The organism is Bacillus sp. ES1-5 (genome assembly GCF_022487605.1).
Lineage (GTDB): Bacteria > Bacillota > Bacilli > Bacillales > Bacillaceae_G > Bacillus_A > Bacillus_A wiedmannii.
The window spans coordinates 242,534-266,182 of sequence record NZ_JAKVPU010000003.1 but is presented as its reverse complement, the minus strand read 5'-3'; the positions used below and the strand labels follow the sequence as shown (position 1 = coordinate 266,182).

28 protein-coding genes and 1 pseudogene are annotated in these 23,649 nt (G+C 33.9%); 10 read left to right on the top strand and 19 right to left on the bottom strand.

Annotation, left to right across the window (positions count from 1 at the left end):
- Positions 1–112: 112 nt before the first annotated feature.
- Positions 113–1,399: a hydroxylamine reductase gene (gene hcp / locus MKO96_RS13600; protein ID WP_240587739.1), complete on the bottom strand. Its 1,287-nt coding sequence runs from the start codon at positions 1,397–1,399 to the stop codon at positions 113–115.
- Positions 1,400–2,042: 643 nt separating this feature from the next.
- Positions 2,043–2,813, bottom strand: a complete 771-nt coding sequence (gene bla2, locus MKO96_RS13595) for a BcII family subclass B1 metallo-beta-lactamase (protein WP_240587738.1) — start codon at positions 2,811–2,813, stop codon at positions 2,043–2,045.
- 196 nt (positions 2,814–3,009) lie between these two features.
- On the opposite strand from bla2, the gene MKO96_RS13590 reads away from it, so the two are divergent.
- Positions 3,010–3,300 (top strand): DUF3784 domain-containing protein, encoded by a 291-nt coding sequence (locus MKO96_RS13590; RefSeq protein ID WP_240587737.1) that lies wholly within the window; start codon positions 3,010–3,012, stop codon positions 3,298–3,300.
- A 28-nt stretch (positions 3,301–3,328) separates the two neighbouring features.
- Here the strand turns inward: MKO96_RS13590 and MKO96_RS13585 are convergent, their stop codons facing one another.
- Positions 3,329–3,610, bottom strand: coding sequence for a hypothetical protein (locus MKO96_RS13585; protein ID WP_240587736.1), 282 nt, complete (start codon positions 3,608–3,610; stop codon positions 3,329–3,331).
- A gap of 133 nt (positions 3,611–3,743) precedes the next feature.
- On the opposite strand from MKO96_RS13585, the gene MKO96_RS13580 reads away from it, so the two are divergent.
- On the top strand, positions 3,744–3,938 hold the full coding sequence (locus tag MKO96_RS13580; RefSeq protein ID WP_240587735.1) for a hypothetical protein: 195 nt from the start codon (positions 3,744–3,746) through the stop codon (positions 3,936–3,938).
- 262 nt (positions 3,939–4,200) lie between these two features.
- Positions 4,201–5,238, top strand: coding sequence for a serine hydrolase domain-containing protein (locus MKO96_RS13575; protein WP_240587734.1), 1,038 nt, complete (start codon positions 4,201–4,203; stop codon positions 5,236–5,238).
- Between the two features lie 36 nt (positions 5,239–5,274).
- Here the strand turns inward: MKO96_RS13575 and MKO96_RS13570 are convergent, their stop codons facing one another.
- The 4 genes from MKO96_RS13570 to yeiL all read right to left on the bottom strand — a co-directional run bounded on the left by MKO96_RS13570 (position 5,275) and on the right by yeiL (position 8,112).
- Positions 5,275–5,523 (bottom strand): hypothetical protein, encoded by a 249-nt coding sequence (locus MKO96_RS13570; RefSeq protein WP_000666939.1) that lies wholly within the window; start codon positions 5,521–5,523, stop codon positions 5,275–5,277.
- Positions 5,524–5,820: 297 nt separating this feature from the next.
- Positions 5,821–6,849 (bottom strand): flavin-containing monooxygenase, encoded by a 1,029-nt coding sequence (locus MKO96_RS13565; RefSeq protein WP_240587733.1) that lies wholly within the window; start codon positions 6,847–6,849, stop codon positions 5,821–5,823.
- Positions 6,850–7,053: 204 nt separating this feature from the next.
- Positions 7,054–7,407, bottom strand: coding sequence for a glyoxalase superfamily protein (locus MKO96_RS13560; protein ID WP_240587732.1), 354 nt, complete (start codon positions 7,405–7,407; stop codon positions 7,054–7,056).
- Between the two features lie 12 nt (positions 7,408–7,419).
- On the bottom strand, positions 7,420–8,112 hold the full coding sequence (gene yeiL, locus MKO96_RS13555) for a transcriptional regulator YeiL (protein ID WP_240587731.1): 693 nt from the start codon (positions 8,110–8,112) through the stop codon (positions 7,420–7,422).
- Positions 8,113–8,221: 109 nt separating this feature from the next.
- Between yeiL and MKO96_RS13550 the strand changes: the two genes are divergently transcribed.
- From MKO96_RS13550 to MKO96_RS13540, 3 genes are all read left to right on the top strand, one after another.
- Entirely contained in the window at positions 8,222–8,668 is a 447-nt protein-coding gene (locus MKO96_RS13550) for a DMT family transporter (RefSeq protein WP_140157144.1), read from the top strand.
- A 13-nt stretch (positions 8,669–8,681) separates the two neighbouring features.
- A complete protein-coding gene (locus tag MKO96_RS13545; RefSeq protein ID WP_046954674.1) occupies positions 8,682–9,146 on the top strand; it encodes a DMT family transporter in 465 nt (154 codons plus the stop codon).
- Between the two features lie 89 nt (positions 9,147–9,235).
- On the top strand, positions 9,236–9,730 hold the full coding sequence (locus MKO96_RS13540) for a hypothetical protein (protein ID WP_240587915.1): 495 nt from the start codon (positions 9,236–9,238) through the stop codon (positions 9,728–9,730).
- Positions 9,731–9,770: 40 nt separating this feature from the next.
- On the opposite strand, the gene aiiA is transcribed toward MKO96_RS13540, so the two are convergent.
- The 4 genes from aiiA to MKO96_RS13520 form a co-directional block, all read right to left on the bottom strand.
- Positions 9,771–10,523 (bottom strand): quorum-quenching N-acyl homoserine lactonase AiiA, encoded by a 753-nt coding sequence (aiiA, locus tag MKO96_RS13535; RefSeq protein ID WP_240587730.1) that lies wholly within the window; start codon positions 10,521–10,523, stop codon positions 9,771–9,773.
- A 336-nt stretch (positions 10,524–10,859) separates the two neighbouring features.
- Positions 10,860–11,726 carry a DUF4097 family beta strand repeat-containing protein gene (locus MKO96_RS13530; RefSeq protein WP_240587729.1) on the bottom strand — a complete coding sequence of 289 codons (867 nt, stop codon included), beginning with the start codon at positions 11,724–11,726 and terminating at the stop codon, positions 10,860–10,862.
- Positions 11,716–12,279 (bottom strand): HAAS signaling domain-containing protein, encoded by a 564-nt coding sequence (locus tag MKO96_RS13525; protein WP_087981378.1) that lies wholly within the window; start codon positions 12,277–12,279, stop codon positions 11,716–11,718. Before MKO96_RS13525 ends, MKO96_RS13530 begins: the two co-directional genes overlap by 11 nt.
- Complete coding sequence (locus tag MKO96_RS13520) at positions 12,266–12,595, bottom strand: PadR family transcriptional regulator (protein ID WP_073515771.1); 330 nt, start codon at positions 12,593–12,595, stop codon at positions 12,266–12,268. The genes MKO96_RS13525 and MKO96_RS13520 overlap by 14 nt, the downstream gene beginning before the upstream one ends.
- A gap of 308 nt (positions 12,596–12,903) precedes the next feature.
- On the opposite strand from MKO96_RS13520, the gene MKO96_RS13515 reads away from it, so the two are divergent.
- Positions 12,904–13,923, top strand: coding sequence for a zinc-binding alcohol dehydrogenase family protein (locus MKO96_RS13515; protein WP_240587728.1), 1,020 nt, complete (start codon positions 12,904–12,906; stop codon positions 13,921–13,923).
- A gap of 47 nt (positions 13,924–13,970) precedes the next feature.
- Here the strand turns inward: MKO96_RS13515 and MKO96_RS13510 are convergent, their stop codons facing one another.
- The 3 genes and pseudogenes from MKO96_RS13510 to MKO96_RS13500 form a co-directional block, all read right to left on the bottom strand.
- Positions 13,971–15,362 carry an amino acid permease gene (locus MKO96_RS13510; RefSeq protein ID WP_001284400.1) on the bottom strand — a complete coding sequence of 464 codons (1,392 nt, stop codon included), beginning with the start codon at positions 15,360–15,362 and terminating at the stop codon, positions 13,971–13,973.
- A 534-nt stretch (positions 15,363–15,896) separates the two neighbouring features.
- Positions 15,897–16,115, bottom strand: a pseudogene (locus tag MKO96_RS13505) (hypothetical protein); the annotation flags it as partial.
- A gap of 67 nt (positions 16,116–16,182) precedes the next feature.
- Entirely contained in the window at positions 16,183–17,382 is a 1,200-nt protein-coding gene (locus MKO96_RS13500) for a multidrug effflux MFS transporter (protein ID WP_240587727.1), read from the bottom strand.
- Positions 17,383–17,748: 366 nt separating this feature from the next.
- Here MKO96_RS13500 and MKO96_RS13495 point away from each other — a divergent pair, with 366 nt between their 5' ends.
- On the top strand, positions 17,749–18,300 hold the full coding sequence (locus tag MKO96_RS13495; RefSeq protein WP_240587726.1) for a DUF5823 family protein: 552 nt from the start codon (positions 17,749–17,751) through the stop codon (positions 18,298–18,300).
- A 106-nt stretch (positions 18,301–18,406) separates the two neighbouring features.
- On the top strand, positions 18,407–18,835 hold the full coding sequence (locus tag MKO96_RS13490; protein WP_240587725.1) for a cytidine deaminase: 429 nt from the start codon (positions 18,407–18,409) through the stop codon (positions 18,833–18,835).
- A 110-nt stretch (positions 18,836–18,945) separates the two neighbouring features.
- On the opposite strand, the gene bshB2 is transcribed toward MKO96_RS13490, so the two are convergent.
- On the bottom strand, positions 18,946–19,608 hold the full coding sequence (gene bshB2, locus MKO96_RS13485; protein ID WP_240587724.1) for a bacillithiol biosynthesis deacetylase BshB2: 663 nt from the start codon (positions 19,606–19,608) through the stop codon (positions 18,946–18,948).
- A gap of 15 nt (positions 19,609–19,623) precedes the next feature.
- The gene (locus MKO96_RS13480) at positions 19,624–19,974 is read right to left on the bottom strand and encodes a YojF family protein (RefSeq protein ID WP_000407039.1); all 351 of its coding nucleotides are present in this window, start codon (positions 19,972–19,974) and stop codon (positions 19,624–19,626) included.
- A gap of 262 nt (positions 19,975–20,236) precedes the next feature.
- On the opposite strand from MKO96_RS13480, the gene MKO96_RS13475 reads away from it, so the two are divergent.
- Positions 20,237–21,562, top strand: a complete 1,326-nt coding sequence (locus MKO96_RS13475) for an ArsB/NhaD family transporter (RefSeq protein ID WP_088029411.1) — start codon at positions 20,237–20,239, stop codon at positions 21,560–21,562.
- Between the two features lie 71 nt (positions 21,563–21,633).
- Here MKO96_RS13475 and MKO96_RS13470 read toward each other — a convergent pair whose 3' ends face one another.
- The 3 genes from MKO96_RS13470 to MKO96_RS13460 form a co-directional block, all read right to left on the bottom strand.
- The gene (locus MKO96_RS13470; protein WP_001047304.1) at positions 21,634–21,861 is read right to left on the bottom strand and encodes a coiled-coil domain-containing protein; all 228 of its coding nucleotides are present in this window, start codon (positions 21,859–21,861) and stop codon (positions 21,634–21,636) included.
- A gap of 99 nt (positions 21,862–21,960) precedes the next feature.
- A complete protein-coding gene (locus MKO96_RS13465) occupies positions 21,961–22,512 on the bottom strand; it encodes a GNAT family N-acetyltransferase (RefSeq protein WP_240587723.1) in 552 nt (183 codons plus the stop codon).
- Positions 22,513–22,728: 216 nt separating this feature from the next.
- Positions 22,729–23,637 (bottom strand): iron-hydroxamate ABC transporter substrate-binding protein, encoded by a 909-nt coding sequence (locus tag MKO96_RS13460; protein WP_240587722.1) that lies wholly within the window; start codon positions 23,635–23,637, stop codon positions 22,729–22,731.
- Positions 23,638–23,649: the final 12 nt, after the last annotated feature.

The window sequence follows — 23,649 nt, the reverse complement described above, 5'->3', positions numbered from 1 at the left end:
CCTATACCTATCCGGCCAAGAAAAGAAAATACCCCAAAATAAATATTCTACATTTTTGTTTTGGGGTGCTATAGGTTAGCTCTTCTTCTTAATAAGACAAATCATCCTTTTGTTACGATAACATCATTTCCATATCTTCCGCTGCAGTTGTAATTAGTTTTAAACCGAATGTTTCTTGTAATACATCAAGCACGCCAGGTGAAATAAATTCAGGCGCCTTTGGACCGATGCGAATATCTTGAATACCAAGACTAAATAGCCCAAGTAAAATGGCAACCGCTTTTTGTTCAAACCATGATAGAACAATACTAACTGGTAATTCGTTCACTTCACATTGGAAAGCATCTGCTAAAGCAACTGCTATTTTCACTGTAGAAATTGAATTATTGCATTGTCCTAAGTCAATGTAACGCGGAATCTCTGTACCAGGCACAACACCATAACTCACATCATTAAAGCGGAATTTCCCGCAAGAAGTTGTTAAAATAACTGTTTCTGGCGGAAGCGACGTTGCTAATTCACGATAATATTCTCCACCTTTTCCCGGAGCATCACAACCTGCGATGATAAAGAAACGCTTAATCTTTCCTTCCTTTACTGCATTAATAATTTCCGGAGCTAATGATAATACTGTATTATGATGAAACCCTGTTACTAACTGTTCATCCGACTCCATATGTACTTCTGGAAGTTCTAGCGCTTTTTGAATCAACGGTGCAAAATCATCATTTTCAATTTTTTGTACACCCTCTAAACCTGCAATATCATATGAAAAAAATCGATCAGAGTATGATCCTTTAATTGGCATAACACAGTTCGTTGTCGCTAATATAGCACCTGTAAATTTTTCAAAAAGACGTCGTTGATCATACCATGCCTTACCAATATTTCCTTTTAAATGTTTATATTTTTTCAGCTGCGGATAACCGTGTGCTGGTAACATTTCAGAATGCGTATAAATATTAATTTCTTTTCCTTCTGTTTGCTTTAATAACTCTTCTAACGCAAATAAATTATGACCAGTAACTACAATTGCTTTACCTTCTACATGGTTTTGTGTAATTTGAACAGGCTCTGGAACACCAAAGTGATTCGTATGCGCCTCATCTAACAACTCCATTACTCGTAAAGCCGATTTCCCTACTTTCATAGCCATATCAATATGTTCTTGTTCATTAAAGTTGGAATTTGTTAATGTCATATACAGTGCTTCTTGCGTCGTAGCATCTACAAATGCATCAGTATACCCTAGCTGAGCAGCATGCGTACGATAAGCAGCAATTCCTTTTAAGCCAAACACAATTGTATCTTGTAAACTTGCAATTGTTTCATTTTTACCGCAAACACCCATCACTTTACATCCACCTGTTGGCGTTTGTTCACATTGATAACAAAACATTATCATCCCACCCTCTCCCAATCATTCCTTACAAATCAAGCATAATACCCATTAGGAAAAAAGGATGTGATATCAATCACAATACTAAGTATAAATTTGTGACAGTTCATATTGTTGACATAATATTTTTATTGACACCAAAAAACATTACATAATCATATTGTTCAGGTTTTCAAATATCTAAACTATTGCTGAATCACATATTTAACTGAAAGAATAGCGTTTTTTCATTTTGAAGAACTATCAATTTTTTGATTAAGGATTTTATGAAAAATCACTTTATTTACAATACATTTACACTATCTTTACAATGTTTACATTATTTATATGATATATTTATATAGAATCTACTTAAGAAATTTCATGTACATTGTTATCTTTATAATCTCTGATCTGATTGATAAGAGATTATGTTATATTTTCATACCAGGGGTGAATTAGGATGACTGAAACTTTAAAAACACTTATAATGCTTGATGTTACTTACGTTGTTATAGCAATTATGACGGTACTGGTATTTGTATACTTGGAATTAAAATCTCAGTAACGTATGCAGGCATAATTGATAGCTTCGTATTTAAATATAGTTAGAAGAAAGCGAGGAGAAAATTGTTTCTCCTCGCTTTTATATTCCCATAATTTTTTATTTCAACAAATCCAATGTATGTAAAAGTAATCCTCTGTCCCCTACTTCTCCATGACCAGGCACTACTGTATTTATGTTTCCATATCGCTTCAGCATATTCTCAATCGATGTAGACCATTCATTTACATAAGCATCAGCGACGTTTCCTAAATCTTTAGCGGACGCAGATTTCACTAAACAGCCTCCAGCTAAAATGTTATATTGCGGTAACCATACGACGATATTATCTTCTGTATGTCCTTTCCCTGGATAGAACGTTTCTACTTTCATATTTCCAAACTTCAAATTTGTGATACTTTGTAAATCTCCAAGTGGTTCTTCATATCCATTTTTCTTTGCTAGTTCTGCAGTTAGTGCTGTACTATGCGCTTTAATGCCTCTTTCTTTCAACGTTTTTATTCCGCCAATTCGATCAGCGTGCGCATGTGTAATAATGACATCCGTTACGCGCTTCTTAAATTTCTTTTCTACCATCTCTATTAATTCCTTCGTTAACTTATCATCCCAAGAAGAATCGACAAGCACTAACCCTTTAGAAGTAGTAAGAACTAGACCATTCGAAGGAACTGCTTCTCCGTTAAAATAACCTAATTCCGTATGAACCCACACATGCTTGTTTAACTGAGAAATTGAAATAGTTCCTGTCTCATTTTTTATTACTTTTTTCTCTAACTTTTGTTCCGCTTTCACAGAAGAAATTGCACTAACAAATTGAGTTGTTCCTAGTAAACTAACACATACCCCTAATTTTAATAATGTATTTTTCATTTTCTCCACCCTTTCTTTCAAACGAAATAGTTATTACCTATAATAGACAATTCCTCTCAAATGTTTGTTCCATCTTTTCTTACATACTTTTCATACCATTAATAAAAAGTGCACAAAATTTTGTGCGCTTTAATTTTGTTAAACGTTAACATTCATACTATAATTTATTTATAGCCCTTTAACGGAGGTGTTTTCAATGACTCTCTTCGCTTCCCCATCATTATTCATACTAGCAATCATTTCATTTGCACTAGCTTATTTCATCGGAGTTAAGCAATACACTTGGCTCTTATCAGGATTCAACGAACGCCGTGTGCCAGATAAAATGAAGTTATCAAAAATAGTGGGTCTTTATAATTTAATTGCCGGTGTTATCGCCACAAGTGGTAGTGTCTTCATTACTCCTAATGCAAAAATTGTATTTCCTATCATTATAGTTGGCCACGTTATAATCGCTGCTTATGTAAATACACGCATGGTGCAATGAAAAAAGATCACCCAATGGATGATCTTTTTTATAATTTATCGACATATTGCTTTGCTTCTAGTATGGAAAACCCAAAAGCCTCTCTTACTCTCTTAATTGCTGTAACTGTTTTTCCTTCTTCTAAGAGCTGACGCAATTCTTTATTAATTTCAGGTTCTCTATCTACAATTCCCATTTCTTTCGAAATTAACTGTAATCTATCTTCCATCCTCTTTAAACGTGCATCCGTTTTCTTTTCAATTTTATTTAATTTTTCAGCAATATAAATAAATCCAAAGATTGCTATCGGTATGATCATCCAAAATTCCATGACTATTCCTCCTCATTAGCTTTCATTTGTTTTATTTCACTAACTTATGTAAATTTTACCACAGGACACATTTAATGTATAATAGTAATATACAACACTGTTGATAAAACCTTTTATTTTAGGGGGACACTTTATGAATAGATTTTTTAAGACGTTACTACTATTTGTAGTTCTTTCAATTGCACTACATTTATTATTTGATATCGTTGGCTGGCTTGTTTTCAATGCGCCAATTAAAAACAAAGTAAGCATTATTTCCTTTATAACAGCCTCATGGCTAATGTACATGTACCGAGATAAATTTTTTAAAGCATTCACTTCGAATTAACTAAAAGAACTTCATCGATAAAGTGAAACTTTAATCAGTGGGGTTTTCTTCATCCCCCACTGATTATTAGTTGAACCAATCGGACTTTTATGGGCAGTTGATCCCCCACCTAAATTCTTTGCTTTCGCTGAATTTTGAGGTGGGGGTCTTACTGCCCATTAAAGCGGGATAAAAGATGAAGTTTTTTCTTTTTCTCTCATTCTCTCTATTAACTACCGTATAATAGAACTAACATTCTGTCTTTTATAAGAAAGGAGTCACTATGAACTTAAAAAGTCACATTATATACGAGAAAATGAACCAATATTCCGTTGCAGGTTTAAGCCTTGCCGTTATACGTGATGGCAAACTAGACGAAACGATTGCTTTCGGAACACTTGAATCTGGAACAACTAGAACTGTCACTACGAATTCCATATTCAATTCTTGTTCTATCAGCAAGTTCATCACTGCAATGCTCGTACTAACGCTATCAGATCAGGAAATCGTGCATTTAGATGAAGACGTAAATGATAGACTCACATCTTGGAACATACCTACCAATCTATTTACCTCACAGAACAAAGTCACGTTGCGAAATTTATTAAGCCACCAATCTGGAATTATTGACCCTCCTAATAGTTTTGAACATTATACACTTGCACAAGGACGACCAAACATGTCTGAAATCCTTGCCGGTAAAACATCATATTGTCCAGTACCGATAGAAATAACTTATAAACCAGAAAGCGAATTTCACTACTCTGATGCAAACTTTTGTATTATTGAACTACTACTTGAAGATATAACTGGAAAACCATTCAATCTTTTACTTGAAGAATATATCTTTCAGCCGCTACAACTGAAAAATAGCATGCTATTCTCTACTAAAGATATAAATAAAATGGAGGCCTTTGCTTGTGGGCATAATAAAGATGGCACCATTACAAATGAGAAGTATCCATTTTATCCATTCGCAGCTTCTTCAGGTATTTGGACAACACCAACTGACTTATCAACTTTAGTTATTGAAATCATTCATTCCTTGCAAGGACAGAGCAAACTAAAACTTTCTCAAAAATTAGTACAAGACATGATTTCTCCTCAAGGTTGCTCAAAATGGACTGGGTTAGGTGTGTTTCTAGATGATTCGAATAAAGACTTACAAATGGATTCACTTGGATGGGGCGTTGGGTTTCAATGTATGATGGTATGCTATCCATACCAAGGTAATGGTGCTGTTATTATGACGAATGCTGACTTAGGTGTTCATCAAATGGAAGGGATTATTGGTGACGTTTTAAAAACGTTATCCTTATAATGAAAAGAAAGAAGCTGTTCCTTCCAGCTTCTTTCTTTATATTACATTTTTCGCAACAATTTTTATATGTTCTGGTGCGATAATCTCCGTTATACTTTCTTGGAAATCTTCCTGCAACATTTCTTCAATATGTTCTAGCTGCACTTCAACATGTGTGCATTCTAAATTATGTATATTTAATAATGCATAATGATCTTTTTTCTTTACTACTAAATATTGATTTTCCTCTGTTACAAGTATAGAACCTAATCGTACTCCTAGTAGGCGTTGATCATCAAACTTCACAATCATTTCCTCCTTCATTAATCAAAAACGTGATTACTATGTAATAAAATAACATTTTAGGTAATCTATTATTTATAAACTATATCACAATTTATTAAAATATAAATATCATATTTCCTTTTACTAAAAGTCCCTATTCTTTTATATATTTCGATACAAAAAACTTTCTCAACATAAAATTAGAATTTTCAGTTTTTATTCTCATGAAAATCTATTATAATAAAGTTAATAAATGTTTGACCTCTCCTAATTCATGTACATATGGATGATCAGTAGTTGTTGCTACTGATCTATTTTTTAAATTTCAGAAAGTATATACGCTGCATCCTTTCCTACACCACAAATAAGTGCAGATCCCCTTTGAGATTGCCACGGCAAACCGATATAATATAATCCTTTTACTGGACTTATTCCTCTTACATGATTAGGAAATCCATTCTCATTCACTGCCTTTTCTAGTTCAATCCAGTTATAGTTCTGAATAAAACCAGTTGACCATATAATGCTTTCTGCACTATACGTGCCACCATTTTGAAACATAATATTATTTTCTGATGCACTAACCACTTTTTCCTCTAGTTTAATTGCACCATTACGAATAAGTTCTTTCCCTTCAAAACCAAAAATAGGATCCTTTCTCTTCTGAAACCATTTTCCCCTCTTAGTATTTACTTCGGCGTACAATAAACCCAATTTTTCTAGCCAATTAAAAATGCTTTTCCTAAAAAGATGTAACGGTAAAAATGTTAAAGGATGACCGATAGACATTGTAACTTCATGAGTTTTTGCAAGTTCTACTGCGATTTGCATTCCTGAATTCCCGCCACCTACTACTAGTACTTTTCTCTTAGGAATTTGTGATGGTGATTTATATTGTGATGAATGTATTTGAAAGATATGTGATGAAAGATGTTGTGAAAATGAGGGGATGTACGGTTGCTGAAAACCACCTGTTGCGATAACAACCTTTTTTGCTTGTAAAGTTTCTGTAGGAGTATGTAATTCGAATATCTCTTTTTCTTTCTTTATTTTTAAAACTTCGGTTTGCAATTGGATCGGTAATTTAAAGTACCTTGCATATTCTTCTAAATACGTTGCCATTTCATCTTTACATGGAAATCCCTTTCCTTCTCCTTTTACTATCATACCTGGTAAGTTACTATATTCCCTCGGTGTGAAGAGCTGTAAAGAATCATATCTGTTTCTCCATGAATCACCAACTCTGTTTCCTGCCTCAAGTAATAAAAAATTATAACCTTTTTGCTTCAAGTAATATCCCATTGCTAATCCAGCTTGACCCGCCCCGACGATAATTGCATCTAACATCCTTTTCCTCCTTCTCATTTCACATGAATATATGATCATTTGTTCATATGTTTTATCATACGATTTATTTTTCAATAATTCAATCTGTTTAACAAAATGAAAAAGAGCAGTTCACTACTTTATGAACTACTCTTCATTCCATTCATTCAACACGTAATTACACTACTCAATTTAGGAAAACTTGTATATGAATCCCTTCCATTTCTACAATTTTTCCTCATAAAATATAATTCTATTTGAAAACGGATCAATCACAGTTAATTCCATTGTATCCCACGGTGTGCTCTCTATATCAGGTTTTGAATAAGCATAATCCTTACTTGATAAAATAGCATAATAACTTTTTAAATCCTCCATTTTCACACGAATCGCACCGCCTGGCGAAGAATCCCCATGGTGTTCTGATAAATGTATGGCAGCATCATGTAACGAAATTTGTATATATAATGGCATATGTTCCTCATACCGATGTTCCCAATCCATTTTAAACCCTAAAAAATCTATGTAAAATAGCTTTGCTTTTTCAACATCAAAAATTCTAAATATAGGTGTAATCATTATAATCTCCTCCTATTTATAAACATCTGCCGCCAATTCCCTCAAAACATCCACATTTACTACTTCGAAGCAACCATTGTTCTTTTTTATTATCTCTTTATCACAAAAAATATTTAATGTACGTAATAGATGACGATAACTCGTTCCTAACAATTCCGCTGTTTCCGTTAAATTTCCACTAAATACAATTCGATTTCCGTGCTGCACCGCTCGTTCCCCTGCTGCTAACATGTAGCTCGCAAGTCGATTTTCAAGTGGGTACAGTAAATTAATGGTACTATTTTTAGAAAGTCGATTTAATTTATGTGCTAACGAACCGCAAATACATCGTAAAAATTTCGCATCATGAAATAGCTGGTTTCTCACTTTCCCTAATGGCAAACCAACACAATATGAATCTGCCATTACTTGTACGTTTGAAGCAGTCTTTTGAGAATGAATTAACTCCACATCTCCTAACAGCTGCAAACTATCATAAAAACATAGCAATACAGATTTCCCGTTACTTAATGTATTAAACGCTTTCGCTTTTCCTTCAACGAAGAAAAATAAATAATCTATCTCTTCATTTTCTCTACAAATAAACTCATTCTTTTTAAAAAATATGAGTTCCATATATGGTTTCATATCATTACTAAAAAAGGAGTCAATATTATTTTGTTTCATATACGCTGCTAATTTAATAGAATTACATATTTTCTTCATAGTTCCCCCGCCTTTACAACTACTCCCCATTGTAATTAAAATTTTCTTTCTCCACTATGACATATGTCATAGTAATACACAATTTCAGCATGATACAGTCATTACAAATATGAAATACAAAGGGGATATTACATTGTATAACTTTCTTTCTGTCTTTATTGGTGTGCTCATCGCCGTTATGCTTCCATTGAATGGAATTTTATCTGAGTTAATTGGCAAGTATACAGCGAGCGTTGTCATTCACCTTGTCGGTTTAATTGCAGTTATCTTCATTTTAATCATAAACAAAAATAAAATTCATTTTGATAAAAGCATTCCACTTTTTTTATATAGCGCTGGTGCGATTGGAGTATTCACTGTTCTTTTTAATAATATAAGTTTCTCCGTCCTTGGTGCCTCTATTACGATCGCATTAAGTTTACTCGGTCAATCTATCGCTTCCATCGTTATTGACCATTTCGGCTTATTAGGAATGAAAGTTGCAAAGTTTGAAAAGAAAAAACTAATTGGATTATGTTTTATCTCTTCCGGAATTATAATCATGACAATTTATTAATGGGGGCAAGAAAATGTTATATATTACGATCGCTATTTTAGCTGGTGTTTCTATCGTTGTTGCTAGAATTATTAACGCGAATTTAGCAGCGAAAATTGGAAATTGGGAAGGTACGTTTTTTAATTATATTACTGGATTATTTTTCTCTATGTTATTTTTAATTTTCAGTTCAGATTCAATGTACATTCCTAGTCATACGTTGCAATCTATTCCTATCGCTGTTTACTTAGGCGGATTAGTAGGCGTTATCGTCATCTCATTATCGAACTATATTACGCCTAAAATATCAGCATTTTATTTAACGTTACTCATCTTTATCGGACAATTATTTGCGGGGACTATCATTGATTTCATCTTGTCACACGAACTCTCTATGGGAAAGGTTGTCGGTGGCATTTTCGTACTAATCGGACTCACTTACAATTTACTCGTAGATCGCCCTGTTAAAACTGTGCAGAATAACCAAGTCCAACTATAATACTTTACGCTTCCCTATCATATATTAATAGAAAAGCTCTTCATACGAAGTGATAGAGAGGAGAATATTCTATTAAAAAAATCATTTTACTGCTAGGTAGTGCATTGATTATTTTTGGAATCGCATGGTTTTTCAACTCTGGGAAATCTATTCAAGATTTCTATACAGCAAATAAACCAAAGAAAAAAGCTACTATCATTTCAACTCAAAGAGACCCAAATGAGCCCCCTATCTTTTTAGGAAAACAGAAAATAAAAGATATACATGTCGAGTCAATTAAAACAAAAAAGGATATCTTTCTCACAAAAACAGATGAATTAAAAACGTTCATTAACAGTATGGATACCGCAAAAAAAGGAAAATTAACATTAGATGAAGAAGGATCAGATTTAATAGACTGTGATATGTGGATTACTTTTGAGGATGGAACTTATAAAAAATATTTCATTTGGGTAGTTGATCATCACAGTAGTGAAGTAATGATCGCTCAGCAAGATACTCCTGATGATGTAAACCTTACGTACTATCAATTAAATAAAGATAGTTCTAAAAAAGTTTATAACTTATTTAAAAAAATCATTTAAACGAAAAAGTCATGAGCAAGTGAGCTCATGACTTTTTGCACTATATATATTCAGGGAACACTTTACATCCCTTTTCCTGCTCTATATCATGCCCAAAGAAAACAATTGGCTTCTCTTTTATCACAACTTCTTTTAAACGTTTAATTGAAGATAACGCTACTTCTGGATCAAATCCAGAAAATGGCACTTCATTTTCAAAATTCTCTTTCGTATACGCTGCATCAATCGTTAATAATACAGGTCCGGATTTTTCTGTCTCAATTAATAGCGATTGATGCCCTGGAGTATGGCCTGGTGTATGCAATAATTGAACTCCTGGTACGACTTCATAATCGCCTTCAATAATTTTATAATTTAAATTCGGCAATATACATTCTTTCAAATATTCTTCGCTATGCTGCGCCGCCTCATATTCAGCACGCTGTACAATGATTGGTGTATTTATAAAAGCGCCATTTCCTCCTGCATGATCAAAATGCAAGTGAGAACTAATAATATAAAGAAGGTCTTCCAGCTCATAACCAACCCGTTTTAAAATATTCACGATTCTATCTTCTTCAGTCATTTTCGGTAAAACCTGCCCTTCGACAAATGTACCGTTAAAAAGACCTTCATTATTAACTGCACTTTCTGGCATACCTGTATCTACTAAAATAGGTCCTTCTTCAGTCTCCAAAAGATAACACCAAACTGGTAAGTCTAATAATTCTCCTGGTGTTAATGTACTATTAACAGAAGAACGATCTAACATACAACGACCTGCTGGGACGAAATAAAGCTTCTTTACTGTCATTATGTATCCACCTTTACATTTAATTTTGGATAAAGTTCACAGTAAAAAATTCCTCCTGTTAGAAATAAACTCCTTCTCTTCTTTCAATGTTTCAACTATTATTTTTGAGTCATTCACAAATTCTCCTTACATTATTAATTTCTATTCGTTATTTTCCTAAAAATCGAGAGCAAGAAAACAACTGTTTGTATTTTAAAATATGAAAAGGATACCCCCTTAAACGAATGTTACATATAAAAGAACCGACTACCTATATATCGAGAAAAGGAGTCGGTTCTTTTATTATTTATTATTACTCTTTATGTGCGGCGAGCTGAGATTATAAAAGGTAATATGCTATTGGTTTTTCACTGTAATATTTCCGTTATGTGTGTTTAATTTAATTACATTTTCTCCCTTTCCAATAACCGTATTCCCGTTATATTTATTCAGGATATTCGCGCTGCCGTTGTCGACAGAAACATTAAATTGAACATTAGTTGGTTCTTTTTCGGTTTCAATATTAATTTTTCCATTGTGAGTCGTAAAATTGAGATTTCGATCCAGTTCATTCGTTTTTAGAGTAAGACTTCCATTTTTAGTTTGCCCTTCTATTTCACCTTCTACATGGTCTAGCATTATTCGTCCGTTGTTCGATTTCACATGAATATTTTGTGCCAATACATCTTTGAAATCCATAATTCCATTGTTTGTTTCTGCGATAATTTTTGGCGAATTGATTTCTCTTAATTCAACACGTCCATTGCTTGTATTGATATTAAAATGTGTTGCGTTTAGTTTTTTAGCAGCAACGTAGCCATTATTATTGGAAACTTTTAATGAATCATACTGTTTTTCGGGTAGATATACATTTAATGTTAATGGTGCCAATACTTCAGAAATATTAAAGTTGAACCAACTCTGTTGCTTTTCTTTGTAAGAAATGAGAAGCGTTGAATCTTTCTCATCCGTTGCTAATGTTCTTTTTACGTTAGGATTAATCCCGCCATCTAATTTCACTTTCACGTTACTATCTGTCGTAGGATTGATGTTAACACGAACGTTATTCGTATCGATAATGATGCTTGACACATTATTATTGTTAATGACCTTTTCTTCTGAAATTGGTACTGCAGCAATTGAACGATATGTGAATAAACTTCCGATAATACCAATAATAAAAATAATACCTGCAATGATTGAAAGACTCTTTTTATTTATCATGCTTCAAACCACCTTTTACTAATGCTATATTGAACTTTAAATAACGAACAAATCCATTCTTTGCTAGCTTCGTTAAAAATAACATAGCAATAACAATGAAATATCCAAGTCCACAAAGTGCTAAAGAAACGAAAAGATTAAATAACAAGAATGTATTTGGATGTATAATAGTATCAACTAAAACAAGTAATGGTGTGCCTAAAAATGAAATACCTAGAACCCATCCTGAAAAAATCAATGCCGCTAATGTAATTGCAGGTCCAAGCACGATTAACAAATTGAAAAAACCTAATCCAATTACTGCCCAAATTGCCCGGAAAACATTTCCTGTTGTCGCACTTGTTGTTACTTTCTCAATATGATAATCTGCTAATAATTCTTTGGCGATTTGAGATGGAGAACCTAATGAGGCTGCAATTTCTTCTTCGCTTTTCCCTTCCTCTAATCCGAAAGTAAAATGTTCTTCATAATCTTTTAAAATATCTTCACGCTCTTTATCAGATAACCTTTTTAGAGATACATTTAATTGTTGTAAAAATTTATCTTTCGTCATTACGTACACCTTCTTTAATTAATTGATTGACACCTTGTGAAAACTCATTCCATTCCTCCAAAAGTTGATACAAATACGTTCTACCTTTATCCGTCAGTGTATAGTACTTTCTTGAAGGCCCTTCTGAAGACTCCTGTAAATACGTTGTAAAATATTCTTCCTTAGTTAGCCTTCGAAGAAGAGGATAAACAGATCCTTCTGATATTTCAATTTGATTGGATATACTTCGAACTAATTCATATCCATAACGGTCTTGCTTATCAAGTAAGACAAGAACACAAAGTTCTAAAACTCCTTTTTTAAATTGTACATTCAATATTCATTCACCCTATTCTAATTGAAATCCACTACTGTTTATTGTTCAGTACTGTTTTATAATAAGTAACTACAAGTATAATATAACAGTTAGTATTGTTCAATGCAAGGTACACTGGAAAAATAAGTATACCTTTCATCCGACGCTTATAAAATCAAAACGGTGGATGGTCCTCTCCAGTTGCAAAGTTCAAAATAAAGCTGAAACAAGTCTTTTACAAAATGGAAAGAACTCAACTTTTTTACATAATGACACTTTACCTACTATAATAAAGGAGAATGACTCTTACTTTAATGGAGGGAATAGAAATGAAAGCAATTGGTTTATATGAATACTTACCTATTGAAGAAGAAAACAGTTTAATTGATATTGAAGTTGAAAGACCTGTTGCTACAGGAAGAGATATACTCGTTAAAATTAACGCTATTTCCGTTAATCCAGTTGATACAAAAGTTCGCTCTCCGAAAGATAAAAAAGAAGATGTAGCGAAAATACTTGGCTGGGATGCTAGTGGTGTTGTCGTGCAAACAGGCGAAGGTTGTACGTTATTTAAAGAAGGCGACGAAGTGTTTTACGCTGGGAGCATTACGAGACAAGGTACATATAGTGAATATCATTTAGTTGATGAAAGAATCGTCGGTAAGAAACCAAAAACGTTAAGTGATGCTGAATCTGCAGCACTTCCGTTAACAGCTATTACAGCTTGGGAAGGTTTATTCGAACGTTTGGGAATTGATTATAATAAGAAAGATACAAATACATTTAAAAACATTTTAATTATCGGTGGAGCTGGTGGTGTAGGTTCAATTGCAATTCAACTTGCGAAATGGGCTGGACTGAATGTAATCACAACTGCATCTCGTAATGAAACGATACACTGGGTTGAAAAATTCGGTGCCGATTATATCGTTAACCATCACCAACCTTTACAAGATCAAATATTAGAATTCGGGATAAAAGATGTAGATTATATTTTCTGCTTAAACAATACAGATCAACATTGGCAAGCAATATGTGACCTCATTAAACCACAAGGAAAAATTTGCTCTATCGTAGAAAATGAGCACCCTCTTGAAATGGGTATTTTAAAAAGTAAAAGTGCTACACTCGTTTGGGAGTTTATGTTCACAAAAGCGATGTATGAAACTGGCGATATGATTACACAGCACGAACTATTAAATAAAGTAAGCGAACTATTAGATGAAGGCATTTTAAAGACTACTTTAAATGAAACATTCACACCAATTAATGCTGAAAACGTAAAAAAAGTACATGCACTACTTGAAAGTGGGCGTACAATTGGAAAAATCGTTTTAGAGAAATTTTAATAACAAAAAGTCCGATTTCTAAATAAGAAATCGGACTTTTTTCACCTTTATTTACTTGAAATCTCTTGATCATTTTGAACGTCTAACGGAGGTCGTTTCCCTATTCCGAAAGCATAGAAACTAATTGTTACGATAGCTAAGAAAACAATACCTACAACTAGTGAAATGCGCGTATCATCGTTAAACCACATTCCGATTAATACCATAATTAAAAAGGCAATTGTTAAATAGTTTGTAACAGGAGCAAATGGCATTTTGAACGGATGATCTTTCATCTCTGCCCCTTTTGCTTTTCTAAAATTAATTTGACTAATTAAAATGACGAACCATGGTACCATACCAGGAAGTACACTCGCACTATATACATATACGAATAAGTTTTTCGGTGCAATATAACTTAATACCACACCAACCGCTAAACCGATAATTACGCCAACTGTACCGAATAAAGGTACACCATTTCCAGAAAGTTTTGTGAAATATTTCGGTGCTTGTCCATTTACACCTAACGTATAAAGCATACGACCCGCACTATAAATACCACTATTACAACCAGACATTGCCGCTGTAATAACAACGAAGTTAATAAGTCCAGCTGCTGCCGTAATACCAACCTTCGCAAAAGTTGCTACGAACGGACTACCAATTGTACTTAATTGATCCCATGGATACACAGTTACAATAACGAAAATAGCACCGATATAGAATATTAAAATACGCCAAATTGTACTTTGAATCGCTCTTGTAAGTGTCTTCTTCGGATTTTTCGCTTCACCAGCAGTAATACCGATTAATTCCACACCTTGGTATGCACCAACTACAAGTGATAATGCAAAGAAGAATCCTGAAAAACCACCTGTAAAGAAACCGCCATTTGACCAAAGATTAGATATTCCAATCGCTTCTCCGCCGTTACCAATTCCAAAGAAAATAAGTCCAAATCCTGCAATAATCATTAATAGAATCGTAACGATTTTAATCATCGCAAACCAAAATTCAAATTCACCAAATGACTTAACAGAAATTAAGTTAGCTGCGCCAAGAATAACCATTGCGATTACACCTGGTATCCAAGCTGGTAATTCCGGGAACCAATATTTCATATATGCTCCAACCGCAATAATTTCTGACATCCCAACGATAACCCACTGGAACCAGTTACTCCACGCTGTCATATAACCAGCTAGCGGATGAATATACTTATGACCGAACGTCGCAAATGAACCTGTACTCGGCTCCATATACAACATTTCACCCATCGCACGCATAATGAAGAAGATAAAAATACCTGCAATTGCATAAGCAAGCATTACTGACGGACCTGTCCATTTAATCGTGCTGGCCGACCCCATAAACAAACCAACACCAATCGTTCCGCCTAAAGCGATCATTTGAATATGACGTGCTTCTAAGCCCCTTTTCAATTCCTTGTTTGCCACTTCACTTCCCCCTCTTAGATGATTCATAGCCGCATTTTAATACAAGATGCTTTCCCCTAATTCCTTTCGGCCCTGAAAATGATGAAGCAAACGTCATTTTAGACTAACTTTAAAGCTATCCTAAAATCGTTTTTGGCCTCTTACAAAATTCTCAAAACCTTTCATCTTCCAATATTCTATAAATCTTAAAATTACTTACCTTATATTAATTCATTTATCTGAAAAGTTCAATTATTTTTTCGGTAAATCATTATACATAGTCTGATTAATTTTTAACTAAATTAACAATAAAATACATCTATTCAATATGATTCCGGCATGAATATTATTACAATATAAATAACCGAGGAGAGTATTTCTTCCTCGGTTTCATACTGTATATACTTCACTAATTATAGTTTGTACTGTAATTGCTTACACATGCAATTAACGCACCACGCAGAAATTTAATATATTAATAGAACTACAAAGTCACTAACCTCTACATCTCTTATTTATTTCATTACCACAGCTAAAAATTTTCTATCCCATCTCCTACTTTAAGAAAAATATAACTACACTTAAAACAATCAACAATACACCAGAAAACGGAGAACTTTCCTCTTCAGCTTTTACTTTTTCCTTAATAATATCTTTCATTTTTGTCTTTATATCATCTGGGCATTTTCTAAATAAAATATTAGTTGTATGTAATGGTCTATTCAATATTCGAATTTTAACAGGTGTTCCTAATAAATATATATTATTTTTATACATTAAGTATTTTCATAAAACATAAAAGAGTCTCATTAAAAAATGAGACTCTTTTACCATTTCATATTTAAATCATTTTTGAAGTTTGTTTACCTAAAATAAACACTTTAGTAAACACCATCATGATAACTACTATAACCAGAAAATAAAGTGGCATCACGAGTAACGAGCCCGTATGCAGCTGGCTCATCCCCCAAATTGTCATCGTTACGATTACATAGTAGCCTAAGCTAAACAATGCTCCTGCTGTACCAATAACATCTTGAAAATCTACTAACGCTAAACTTAAACAGTTAGGCAACGCTATCCCAATTCCTAATAGCAATATAAACATCGCTACTAAAAATACAATCATATATATTATATTCGGATTTAATCCAACAAACGTAATAACTGATAAAAGGATAGCTCCCCCCGTCATTACGAGACAACCGATATATATAATCTTCTCTGGTTTATACGTGGCAAGCAATCGTTTCGAAACTTTTGCTCCAATAATAGAAGCAGAAGCAACAACAATGCCTAAAAATCCATACATACTAGGCGATAACTGAAAGTATTCAATAAAGATAAACGGCGCTTCTGCATAATAGCTAAATAAAACACCATTCGCTCCTCCAATTAATAACCCATATGTTACTACTTTCGGATTTGTAATTAACCTCTTCAAGACTGAAAGCACATTTATTTTATTCGTTACTGAGTCCGTTTTTGTTTCCGGAAGAGAAACAAACGTATACAGAAAAATCCCGATACTCATAACTACTAAACTTAAAAATACTGTTTTAAATCCAAACATTTGATCAAGAACGCCACCAATTAATGGTCCTATCGCTGGTGTAAAAGCAATGACTGCCGAAATTTGAGCAAACATAACATGGCGTTTATGCCCTTCTACACTTTCACGTAGAATCGTTTGTGTAACAACAGAGCCAGCACTTGCTCCAAACGCTTGAATAAAACGACTTAACAATAAAACTTCAATGGAACTTGAAATAAAGCATAAGAAACTCCCAACGCCATATACGACAATTCCAAGTAACATCGCACGGCGACGACCAATTATATCTGATAACCATCCAATAAAAAATACACCTAAAGCAAATCCAGCGAAATACACACTAAGAGTTAACTGTACCTCATTATTACTTACATGTAGCGCCTGTGAAATGTCAGGTAAAGACGGTGTGTAAATCGTTTCACTAATTTGCGGAAATGCGACAAGAATGATCATTAACAAAAGTGATGGTACTGAGACTTTTTTCATTTTTCATACCCTCCTATAACTTTGAAAATCTCAGAAATAAAAAGACTTTCCTAAGCTACGGAACAGGAGGGGCCATTATAGAAATTCGATCATAAAACAACAAAGAAAACACCTCAATTACGTATGTTAATACTTATAGGAGGGTAATATTAACATTGATTTTTTAAATATACTTTTTCAATTATATTACATATTGCGTTTCTTTTTCTAGTGTTGGGCCTTAGAGTATTTGTTAAAAAGATAACTTGATGCCACCACCTTTTTATGGAATAATTAGGAATAGTTTGAATTGATAGTTCTAATTATTAAACGATAGACTAGCATATTTCTAATTTCACAAAGCTTACAAACAGGAGGCCTTTCGTAATGATTGAAATTTTAAAGACAGTAATAAATTTCCTGATTGCTCTTTTCTCAGGAGAATTACCAATTGTATATTATGTGTGGATTATTACCCTATTCCTAATTCAAATAAGCCAATCTACTCTGAATTATAAACTCTTTAACAAGAAAGATAATTTCAGCACTTATACATCGGAAGGATTACTTGCTTTTATTATTTTATTATTTGGAGGTATGTTAGTATCTAAGTTACTTGCTTACATAATAGACGATCCTACTATTAGTATGACACATGTAACACATTATTTTATTTCTCTTATTATATTAACTATATTTGTCGTCATAAGCTGTCTTAAAGATTTTATAGAAACATCTATCAAAAATAAAAATGTGTCTCTTTTTAGCTTTTTCGTAGTTTCCTTAATAACAAGTATACTTTCATTCAAGTTTTTATCACCTTTAATCGAAGGTTCTTTTTCTCTTTCTAAACCTTTTATAACCACTTTAATCATTCTTGTAACTATATCAATTCCTCTATTAATTGCCTTAGAGGAAAAGTATGCAGATGAAAAGTAATTCTTGCATTTATAGTTTGAAATTGAGTGTCTATTCTTTTTTAACGGTATTACTAAAAAAATAACAGTCATTGAATCGAAAATTAAGCAGAAATGAGGACATACAATTGAGCATTGAACAACAATTATATGATGAAGTGAAAAGTTTAATTGACCAAAGATATCCACATAATTGGGGCGGAGCTGCAGCAATCCGTGTAGAAGATGGATCCATTTATACAAGTGTGGCCCCTGACGTAATAAACGCTTCAACAGAACTTTGTATGGAAACAGGTGCAATTTTAGAAGCGCATAAATTTCATAAGAAAGTTACACATTCTATTTGTCTTGCAAGGGAAAATGAGCATTCTGAATTAAAAGTGTTATCTCCTTGTGGTGTATGCCAAGAACGTTTATTTTATTGGGGACCCGAAGTACTATGCGCCATTACAAATTCTAAACAAGATATCATTTTTAAACCGTTAAAAGAGTTACAACCATACCATTGGAGCGAAGCATATCATGATGAATTCGCAAAAGAATGGAGTACGAGGTAAAGTAAAGGTTGCTCGCAATTAGCGGAGAATAAAAACTATTCACTAAAAAAGCACCGTCACAAATGACGGTGCTTTTTCTATGTAAGAGCTACTAGAAGTTTCCTTCTAGCCTACTCCCATTTATAAATCCAAAATTGTTCAAGTTGCAGCCATTTTAACGTTGCTGCATCTTTATTTTTGATTTTTGCATGTGTTTCTTCTAGCATCGCTTCTGTTTGGGAACGATGCGCTCCTAGTGCAGCTAATTTATGCTCGAATACTTCACTAATATTATTTACAACATCCGGCTCACCTAATACAGCTTCGCGATTTCTCGTAATCGCAACTGCATGAATGACTGGACGTTCTTCTTTTGATATACGTGATACAGCGCGAACGACAGCGCGGCCAAATGCATCATGATCTGGATGTACGCCGTGCTCTGGATAAAATGTAATAATTCGAGATGGATTTACTTCTTGAATGATTGCTTCAATTTTATCTGCAACGAAATCAACATCTTCAAATTCTAACGTTTTATCATGGAAACCAAGCATTCTTAAATCTTGAATTCCCATCGCTTCACATGCATCTTTTAATTCTTTTTCACGGATATTTGGAATCGTTTCACGGTTAGCGAATACATTTTTCCCCATGTTACGTCCCATTTGTCCTAAAGTACCACATGCATACGTTACAGGTACTCCTTGATCTGTTAATAAGCGAATTGTTCCTCCCGCCGCAAATGCTTCGTCATCTGGATGCGGAAATACAACAAGTACATGTCTCTCCATAAGTTTCCCTCCTTCTTACTTAAATGGTGTTAAGCTTAACTCAAGTGCAACTGCTAAGCGGCCTTGATTATCATGTCCTGCTAGTAATAAACGCTCTTTATCGTCTACTTCCCAGTGCGTAATACCTTCTGCATATACCCAGCCGTGATCCATTTTTAAACCAACTCGGTATGGATTCGTTCCAGTAATCTTCCCGCGTTCAAAGCGAATAATTGCATTTCGAATGAATGCCCCAACTGTCATCATCTTTTCGTTAAAGTGTGACGCATACGCTCCGTTCGTTGTTTCTAAATGAATATATACATCTTTATTTACAAAGCGTTCAATTTCATTTTGAATAAGAGAACTATCTTTTACTATTTCCATCGGAATTCACCTCTTTAAACCATTTTACGCAAAAATAATGTAAATTGCTATCTCTATATTAGAGGACAACGCTCACTTTTCCTAATAATTTGCACTATGTTTTTTATATTTTTTATATGATATGTAAAAATCATATTTCTTCCTTCACTTTGTTAAATAGTTTTCTTTCTTTTTTGAATTTGCTACAATATATTTTATCCCGTATTTATGCAGCGAGATACATTTCGACAATTGAATACATACTTTAAAGAAGGTGACATGATTGGAACAATCAGCACATGAAGTAGCAAATTGGCAATATTATTTTGCAATTGCCGTATTTTTAATCACGTACGGATTTATTATTTCTGAGAAATTGAATCGTGCTGTAATCGCACTATTCGGCGCTGCTATTATGATTATTTTTGGAGTTGTAGATTTACATACCGCTTTCACATCACATATTCAGTGGGAAACGATTACCCTTTTAATTGGGATGATGATTCTCGTACATATTACGAGTCAATCGGGCGTATTTGAATTTGTGGCCATTAAAGCAGCGAAAGCAGCTGGTGGAAAACCAATCCGCATTTTATTATTACTATCCTTATTAACCGCAGTTGGTTCTGCATTTTTGGACAACGTAACAACCGTCTTATTAATCGTACCTGTTACACTATCCATTACACGTATTTTAAAAGTAAACCCTGTTCCTTATTTGATTTCAGAAGTACTATTTTCAAATATAGGCGGAACAGCAACATTAATTGGTGACCCACCGAACATTATGATTGGATCAGCAAATAAACATTTAGATTTTAATGCCTTTTTACTGAACTTAGCTCCAATCGTAATCATTATCTCTATCGTTACACTTGGCATTATTTACTTTATGTATCGCAACAAACTAAAAACAACACCTGAGCAAATCGAAAAACTTATGGTATTAAACGAAAAAGATTATATTAAAGATCAAAGCCTCCTTTTAAAATCGATCACGATTTTGGGACTAACTATTTTAGGCTTTATACTTCATTCTGTTATTCATGTAGACGCTGCGGTTGTCGCGATGACAGGCGCTACACTTCTTATGCTAATTGGAGTAAAAGAACATGATATTGAAGATGTATTTGCCCACGTTGAATGGGTAACCATTTTCTTCTTCGCTGGATTATTCGTTCTCGTTGGCGGGTTAATTGATATCGGGCTTATTTCTTCACTCGCAAAAGAAGTGCTCGACGTAACGAACGGTGATATCGGTTTCGCTGCGATACTTATTTTATGGGTATCAGGCATCGCATCTGCGACGATTGACAATATCCCATTTGTCGCAACGATGATCCCGCTTATTCAAGACTTAGCTACAGGACTCGGACTATCTGTCGACTCTCCGCAAATCGAAGTACTATGGTGGGCGTTATCACTTGGGGCTTGCTTAGGAGGAAACGGAACATTAATCGGAGCATCCGCAAACGTAGTCGTTGCTGGTATTGCAAAACGTGAAGGACATGCTTTCTCTTATATGGACTTCTTAAAAATTGGTTTACCGTTAACAATTATTGCGCTATTGTTATCACATGCTTACATATATTTACGTTATTTAATGTAGAAGTTGTATTGCATGAAATTATATCGTCAAATAAAAAAGGTTTGCAGCACTATGCTGCAAACCTTTTTTCATCACCAAAATATACCAATAATTGCTAACCCACCTAAAATCATACCGCCAATTTGTCCGACGATTGTTGGTGATAATTGAACACCTTTTCTCACCTCAACGACCGGTCTTTCGTGCCTTAGTTGCTGCACTTCACTTTGAAGCTGATGTACACTTCCATGTAATTCTTTAATTAGTTCCTTTAATTCAGCGACTTCTTCATTTACTGGTTTTGCTTTTTCTAAATTCATTTTGCATAACTCCTTATAAATTCAATGAACACACTGTAAATTTTCGCCAATTATCATTATATCTCCTGCATACTACATATATAATTTCGAATCTACTTTCTAACCTTGCAGCTCCATCCATTCATCCCGCAATATCCCCATAATAATACGATCAAAACACTTCCCATCTCTTTGAACCGCTTCTCTCATACAGCCTTCCATCTGAAAACCCATCTTTTTATACAGCTCAATAGCAGCTTTGTTATAAGAAATAACATCAAGACCGATGCGGTGCAAATTCAATTCATAGAAAGCATATTTTAAGATAAGATGGATTGCTTCTCTTCCATATCCCTTACCTCTATCATTTGCATCTCCTATACCAATTGCTAATAAACCCGTTCTGTTATTCCACTCTATACCATGAATCGCCACAAAACCAATTAATCGATTATCTTTAACTGTTCTTACCATGAAAGAAATGCTATTTGATCTCCGTCCCTTTAATAGCCCATCACTTGCTATTTCATGTAACGATTGCGGGAATGCTATATCTGTATCGAGATTTCTTACATACTCACTATCTTCTTGCCACATAGCCATTACTGCAGCGTCTGCTTCTCTCATAACTGATAATTTAATCGATTTATTTTGAAAAAGATTCATTGTCATTTCAGGCTCCCCCTTTTTTAATAACGGGGATACTTATTTTAGCTTATTTATCCCCTTGTTCCATAAACTGTTTCTTAAACGGGATACTTACAATAAGCGCTGACATTGGCACATCTCCTCTACATTAAATTACATTCATTGTATAATTTTTCATTTATTCTAACAATAAAAAAAGACCCTCAAAATTTAGAGGATCTTCCTAACAACGAATCGATATTATTTCGTAAACATTTTCTCCGCTTCATCCATTGCCATTTTGTTACCTAAAGCAGAATAGTCAAGCCATGGTTGGTCATTAATGATGTATACGTGCTTACCTTTAACTGCTTTTAAGTCTTTCCAAATTGGTGTTTCTTGAAGTTGTTTAAATGCAGCTTTTGCCTTATCGTCTCTATTTACAACAACGAAAATAGCATCTGCATCAAAGTCAGGTAATACTTCTTGTGAAATGACTTCGAAAGGACGGTTTCCATCAATTTTCTCTACACCGTTTGCAGGTTGTAATCCTAAGTCTTGGAATAAAATTGGTCCCATCGGTCTTTTCGTACTAAATACACGTAATTCTTTTGCAGTAACACGAATTGCCATTACTTTTTCGTTATTACCTAATTCTTTATCTATTAAACTTTTTACTCGTTTTGATTGCTCTTCGTAATCTTGAATATATGTATCCGCTTCTTTCTCACGGTTTACAAGTTTACCAACTTGTTTTAACTGATTTCTCCACGTACCTTCATCTAAATTGAAAGAATGTGTTTTTGCAATTTTTTCGTATTTCGCTAAATCTTTGCCCGCGTATTTTTCATCCACATAAATGTCAGTTGGCTTCAATTGAAGTAATGCTTCCATATTCGGATCTGTTACAACACCAAGTTTCTTCGTATCTTTCAACCGCTCTTTTGCATGCGGTAAGAAATCTTTTAAATCTCCACCAATAACAGAGCCTACAGGTGTAATTCCTAATGCCAGTAAATTATTCGTTAAGTGAATAGACATAGAGGCGATTTTCGGATCATTACTTTTTTCAGTTTTTTTCGTTGCCTCTTCATTAGATTTCGTTTGACCACATGCTGCTAATACTAAAATACACATCATGCTAAATAAAATAGTAAGTTTCTTTTTCATATGTTCTCCTCT

Coding starts and splice junctions, on each gene's coding strand:
- hcp (WP_240587739.1), bottom strand. CDS start 1,399: ATGTTTTGTTATCAATGTGAACAAACGCCAACAGGTGGATGTAAAGTG.
- bla2 (WP_240587738.1), bottom strand. CDS start 2,813: ATGAAAAATACATTATTAAAATTAGGGGTATGTGTTAGTTTACTAGGA.
- MKO96_RS13590 (WP_240587737.1), top strand. CDS start 3,010: ATGACTCTCTTCGCTTCCCCATCATTATTCATACTAGCAATCATTTCA.
- MKO96_RS13585 (WP_240587736.1), bottom strand. CDS start 3,610: ATGGAATTTTGGATGATCATACCGATAGCAATCTTTGGATTTATTTAT.
- MKO96_RS13580 (WP_240587735.1), top strand. CDS start 3,744: ATGAATAGATTTTTTAAGACGTTACTACTATTTGTAGTTCTTTCAATT.
- MKO96_RS13575 (WP_240587734.1), top strand. CDS start 4,201: ATGAACTTAAAAAGTCACATTATATACGAGAAAATGAACCAATATTCC.
- MKO96_RS13565 (WP_240587733.1), bottom strand. CDS start 6,849: ATGTTAGATGCAATTATCGTCGGGGCGGGTCAAGCTGGATTAGCAATG.
- MKO96_RS13560 (WP_240587732.1), bottom strand. CDS start 7,407: ATGATTACACCTATATTTAGAATTTTTGATGTTGAAAAAGCAAAGCTA.
- yeiL (WP_240587731.1), bottom strand. CDS start 8,112: ATGAAGAAAATATGTAATTCTATTAAATTAGCAGCGTATATGAAACAA.
- MKO96_RS13550 (WP_140157144.1), top strand. CDS start 8,222: ATGAAATACAAAGGGGATATTACATTGTATAACTTTCTTTCTGTCTTT.
- MKO96_RS13545 (WP_046954674.1), top strand. CDS start 8,682: ATGTTATATATTACGATCGCTATTTTAGCTGGTGTTTCTATCGTTGTT.
- aiiA (WP_240587730.1), bottom strand. CDS start 10,523: ATGACAGTAAAGAAGCTTTATTTCGTCCCAGCAGGTCGTTGTATGTTA.
- MKO96_RS13530 (WP_240587729.1), bottom strand. CDS start 11,726: ATGATAAATAAAAAGAGTCTTTCAATCATTGCAGGTATTATTTTTATT.
- MKO96_RS13525 (WP_087981378.1), bottom strand. CDS start 12,279: ATGACGAAAGATAAATTTTTACAACAATTAAATGTATCTCTAAAAAGG.
- MKO96_RS13515 (WP_240587728.1), top strand. CDS start 12,904: ATGAAAGCAATTGGTTTATATGAATACTTACCTATTGAAGAAGAAAAC.
- MKO96_RS13500 (WP_240587727.1), bottom strand. CDS start 17,382: ATGAAAAAAGTCTCAGTACCATCACTTTTGTTAATGATCATTCTTGTC.
- MKO96_RS13495 (WP_240587726.1), top strand. CDS start 17,749: ATGATTGAAATTTTAAAGACAGTAATAAATTTCCTGATTGCTCTTTTC.
- bshB2 (WP_240587724.1), bottom strand. CDS start 19,608: ATGGAGAGACATGTACTTGTTGTATTTCCGCATCCAGATGACGAAGCA.
- MKO96_RS13480 (WP_000407039.1), bottom strand. CDS start 19,974: ATGGAAATAGTAAAAGATAGTTCTCTTATTCAAAATGAAATTGAACGC.
- MKO96_RS13470 (WP_001047304.1), bottom strand. CDS start 21,861: ATGAATTTAGAAAAAGCAAAACCAGTAAATGAAGAAGTCGCTGAATTA.
- MKO96_RS13465 (WP_240587723.1), bottom strand. CDS start 22,512: ATGACAATGAATCTTTTTCAAAATAAATCGATTAAATTATCAGTTATG.
- MKO96_RS13460 (WP_240587722.1), bottom strand. CDS start 23,637: ATGAAAAAGAAACTTACTATTTTATTTAGCATGATGTGTATTTTAGTA.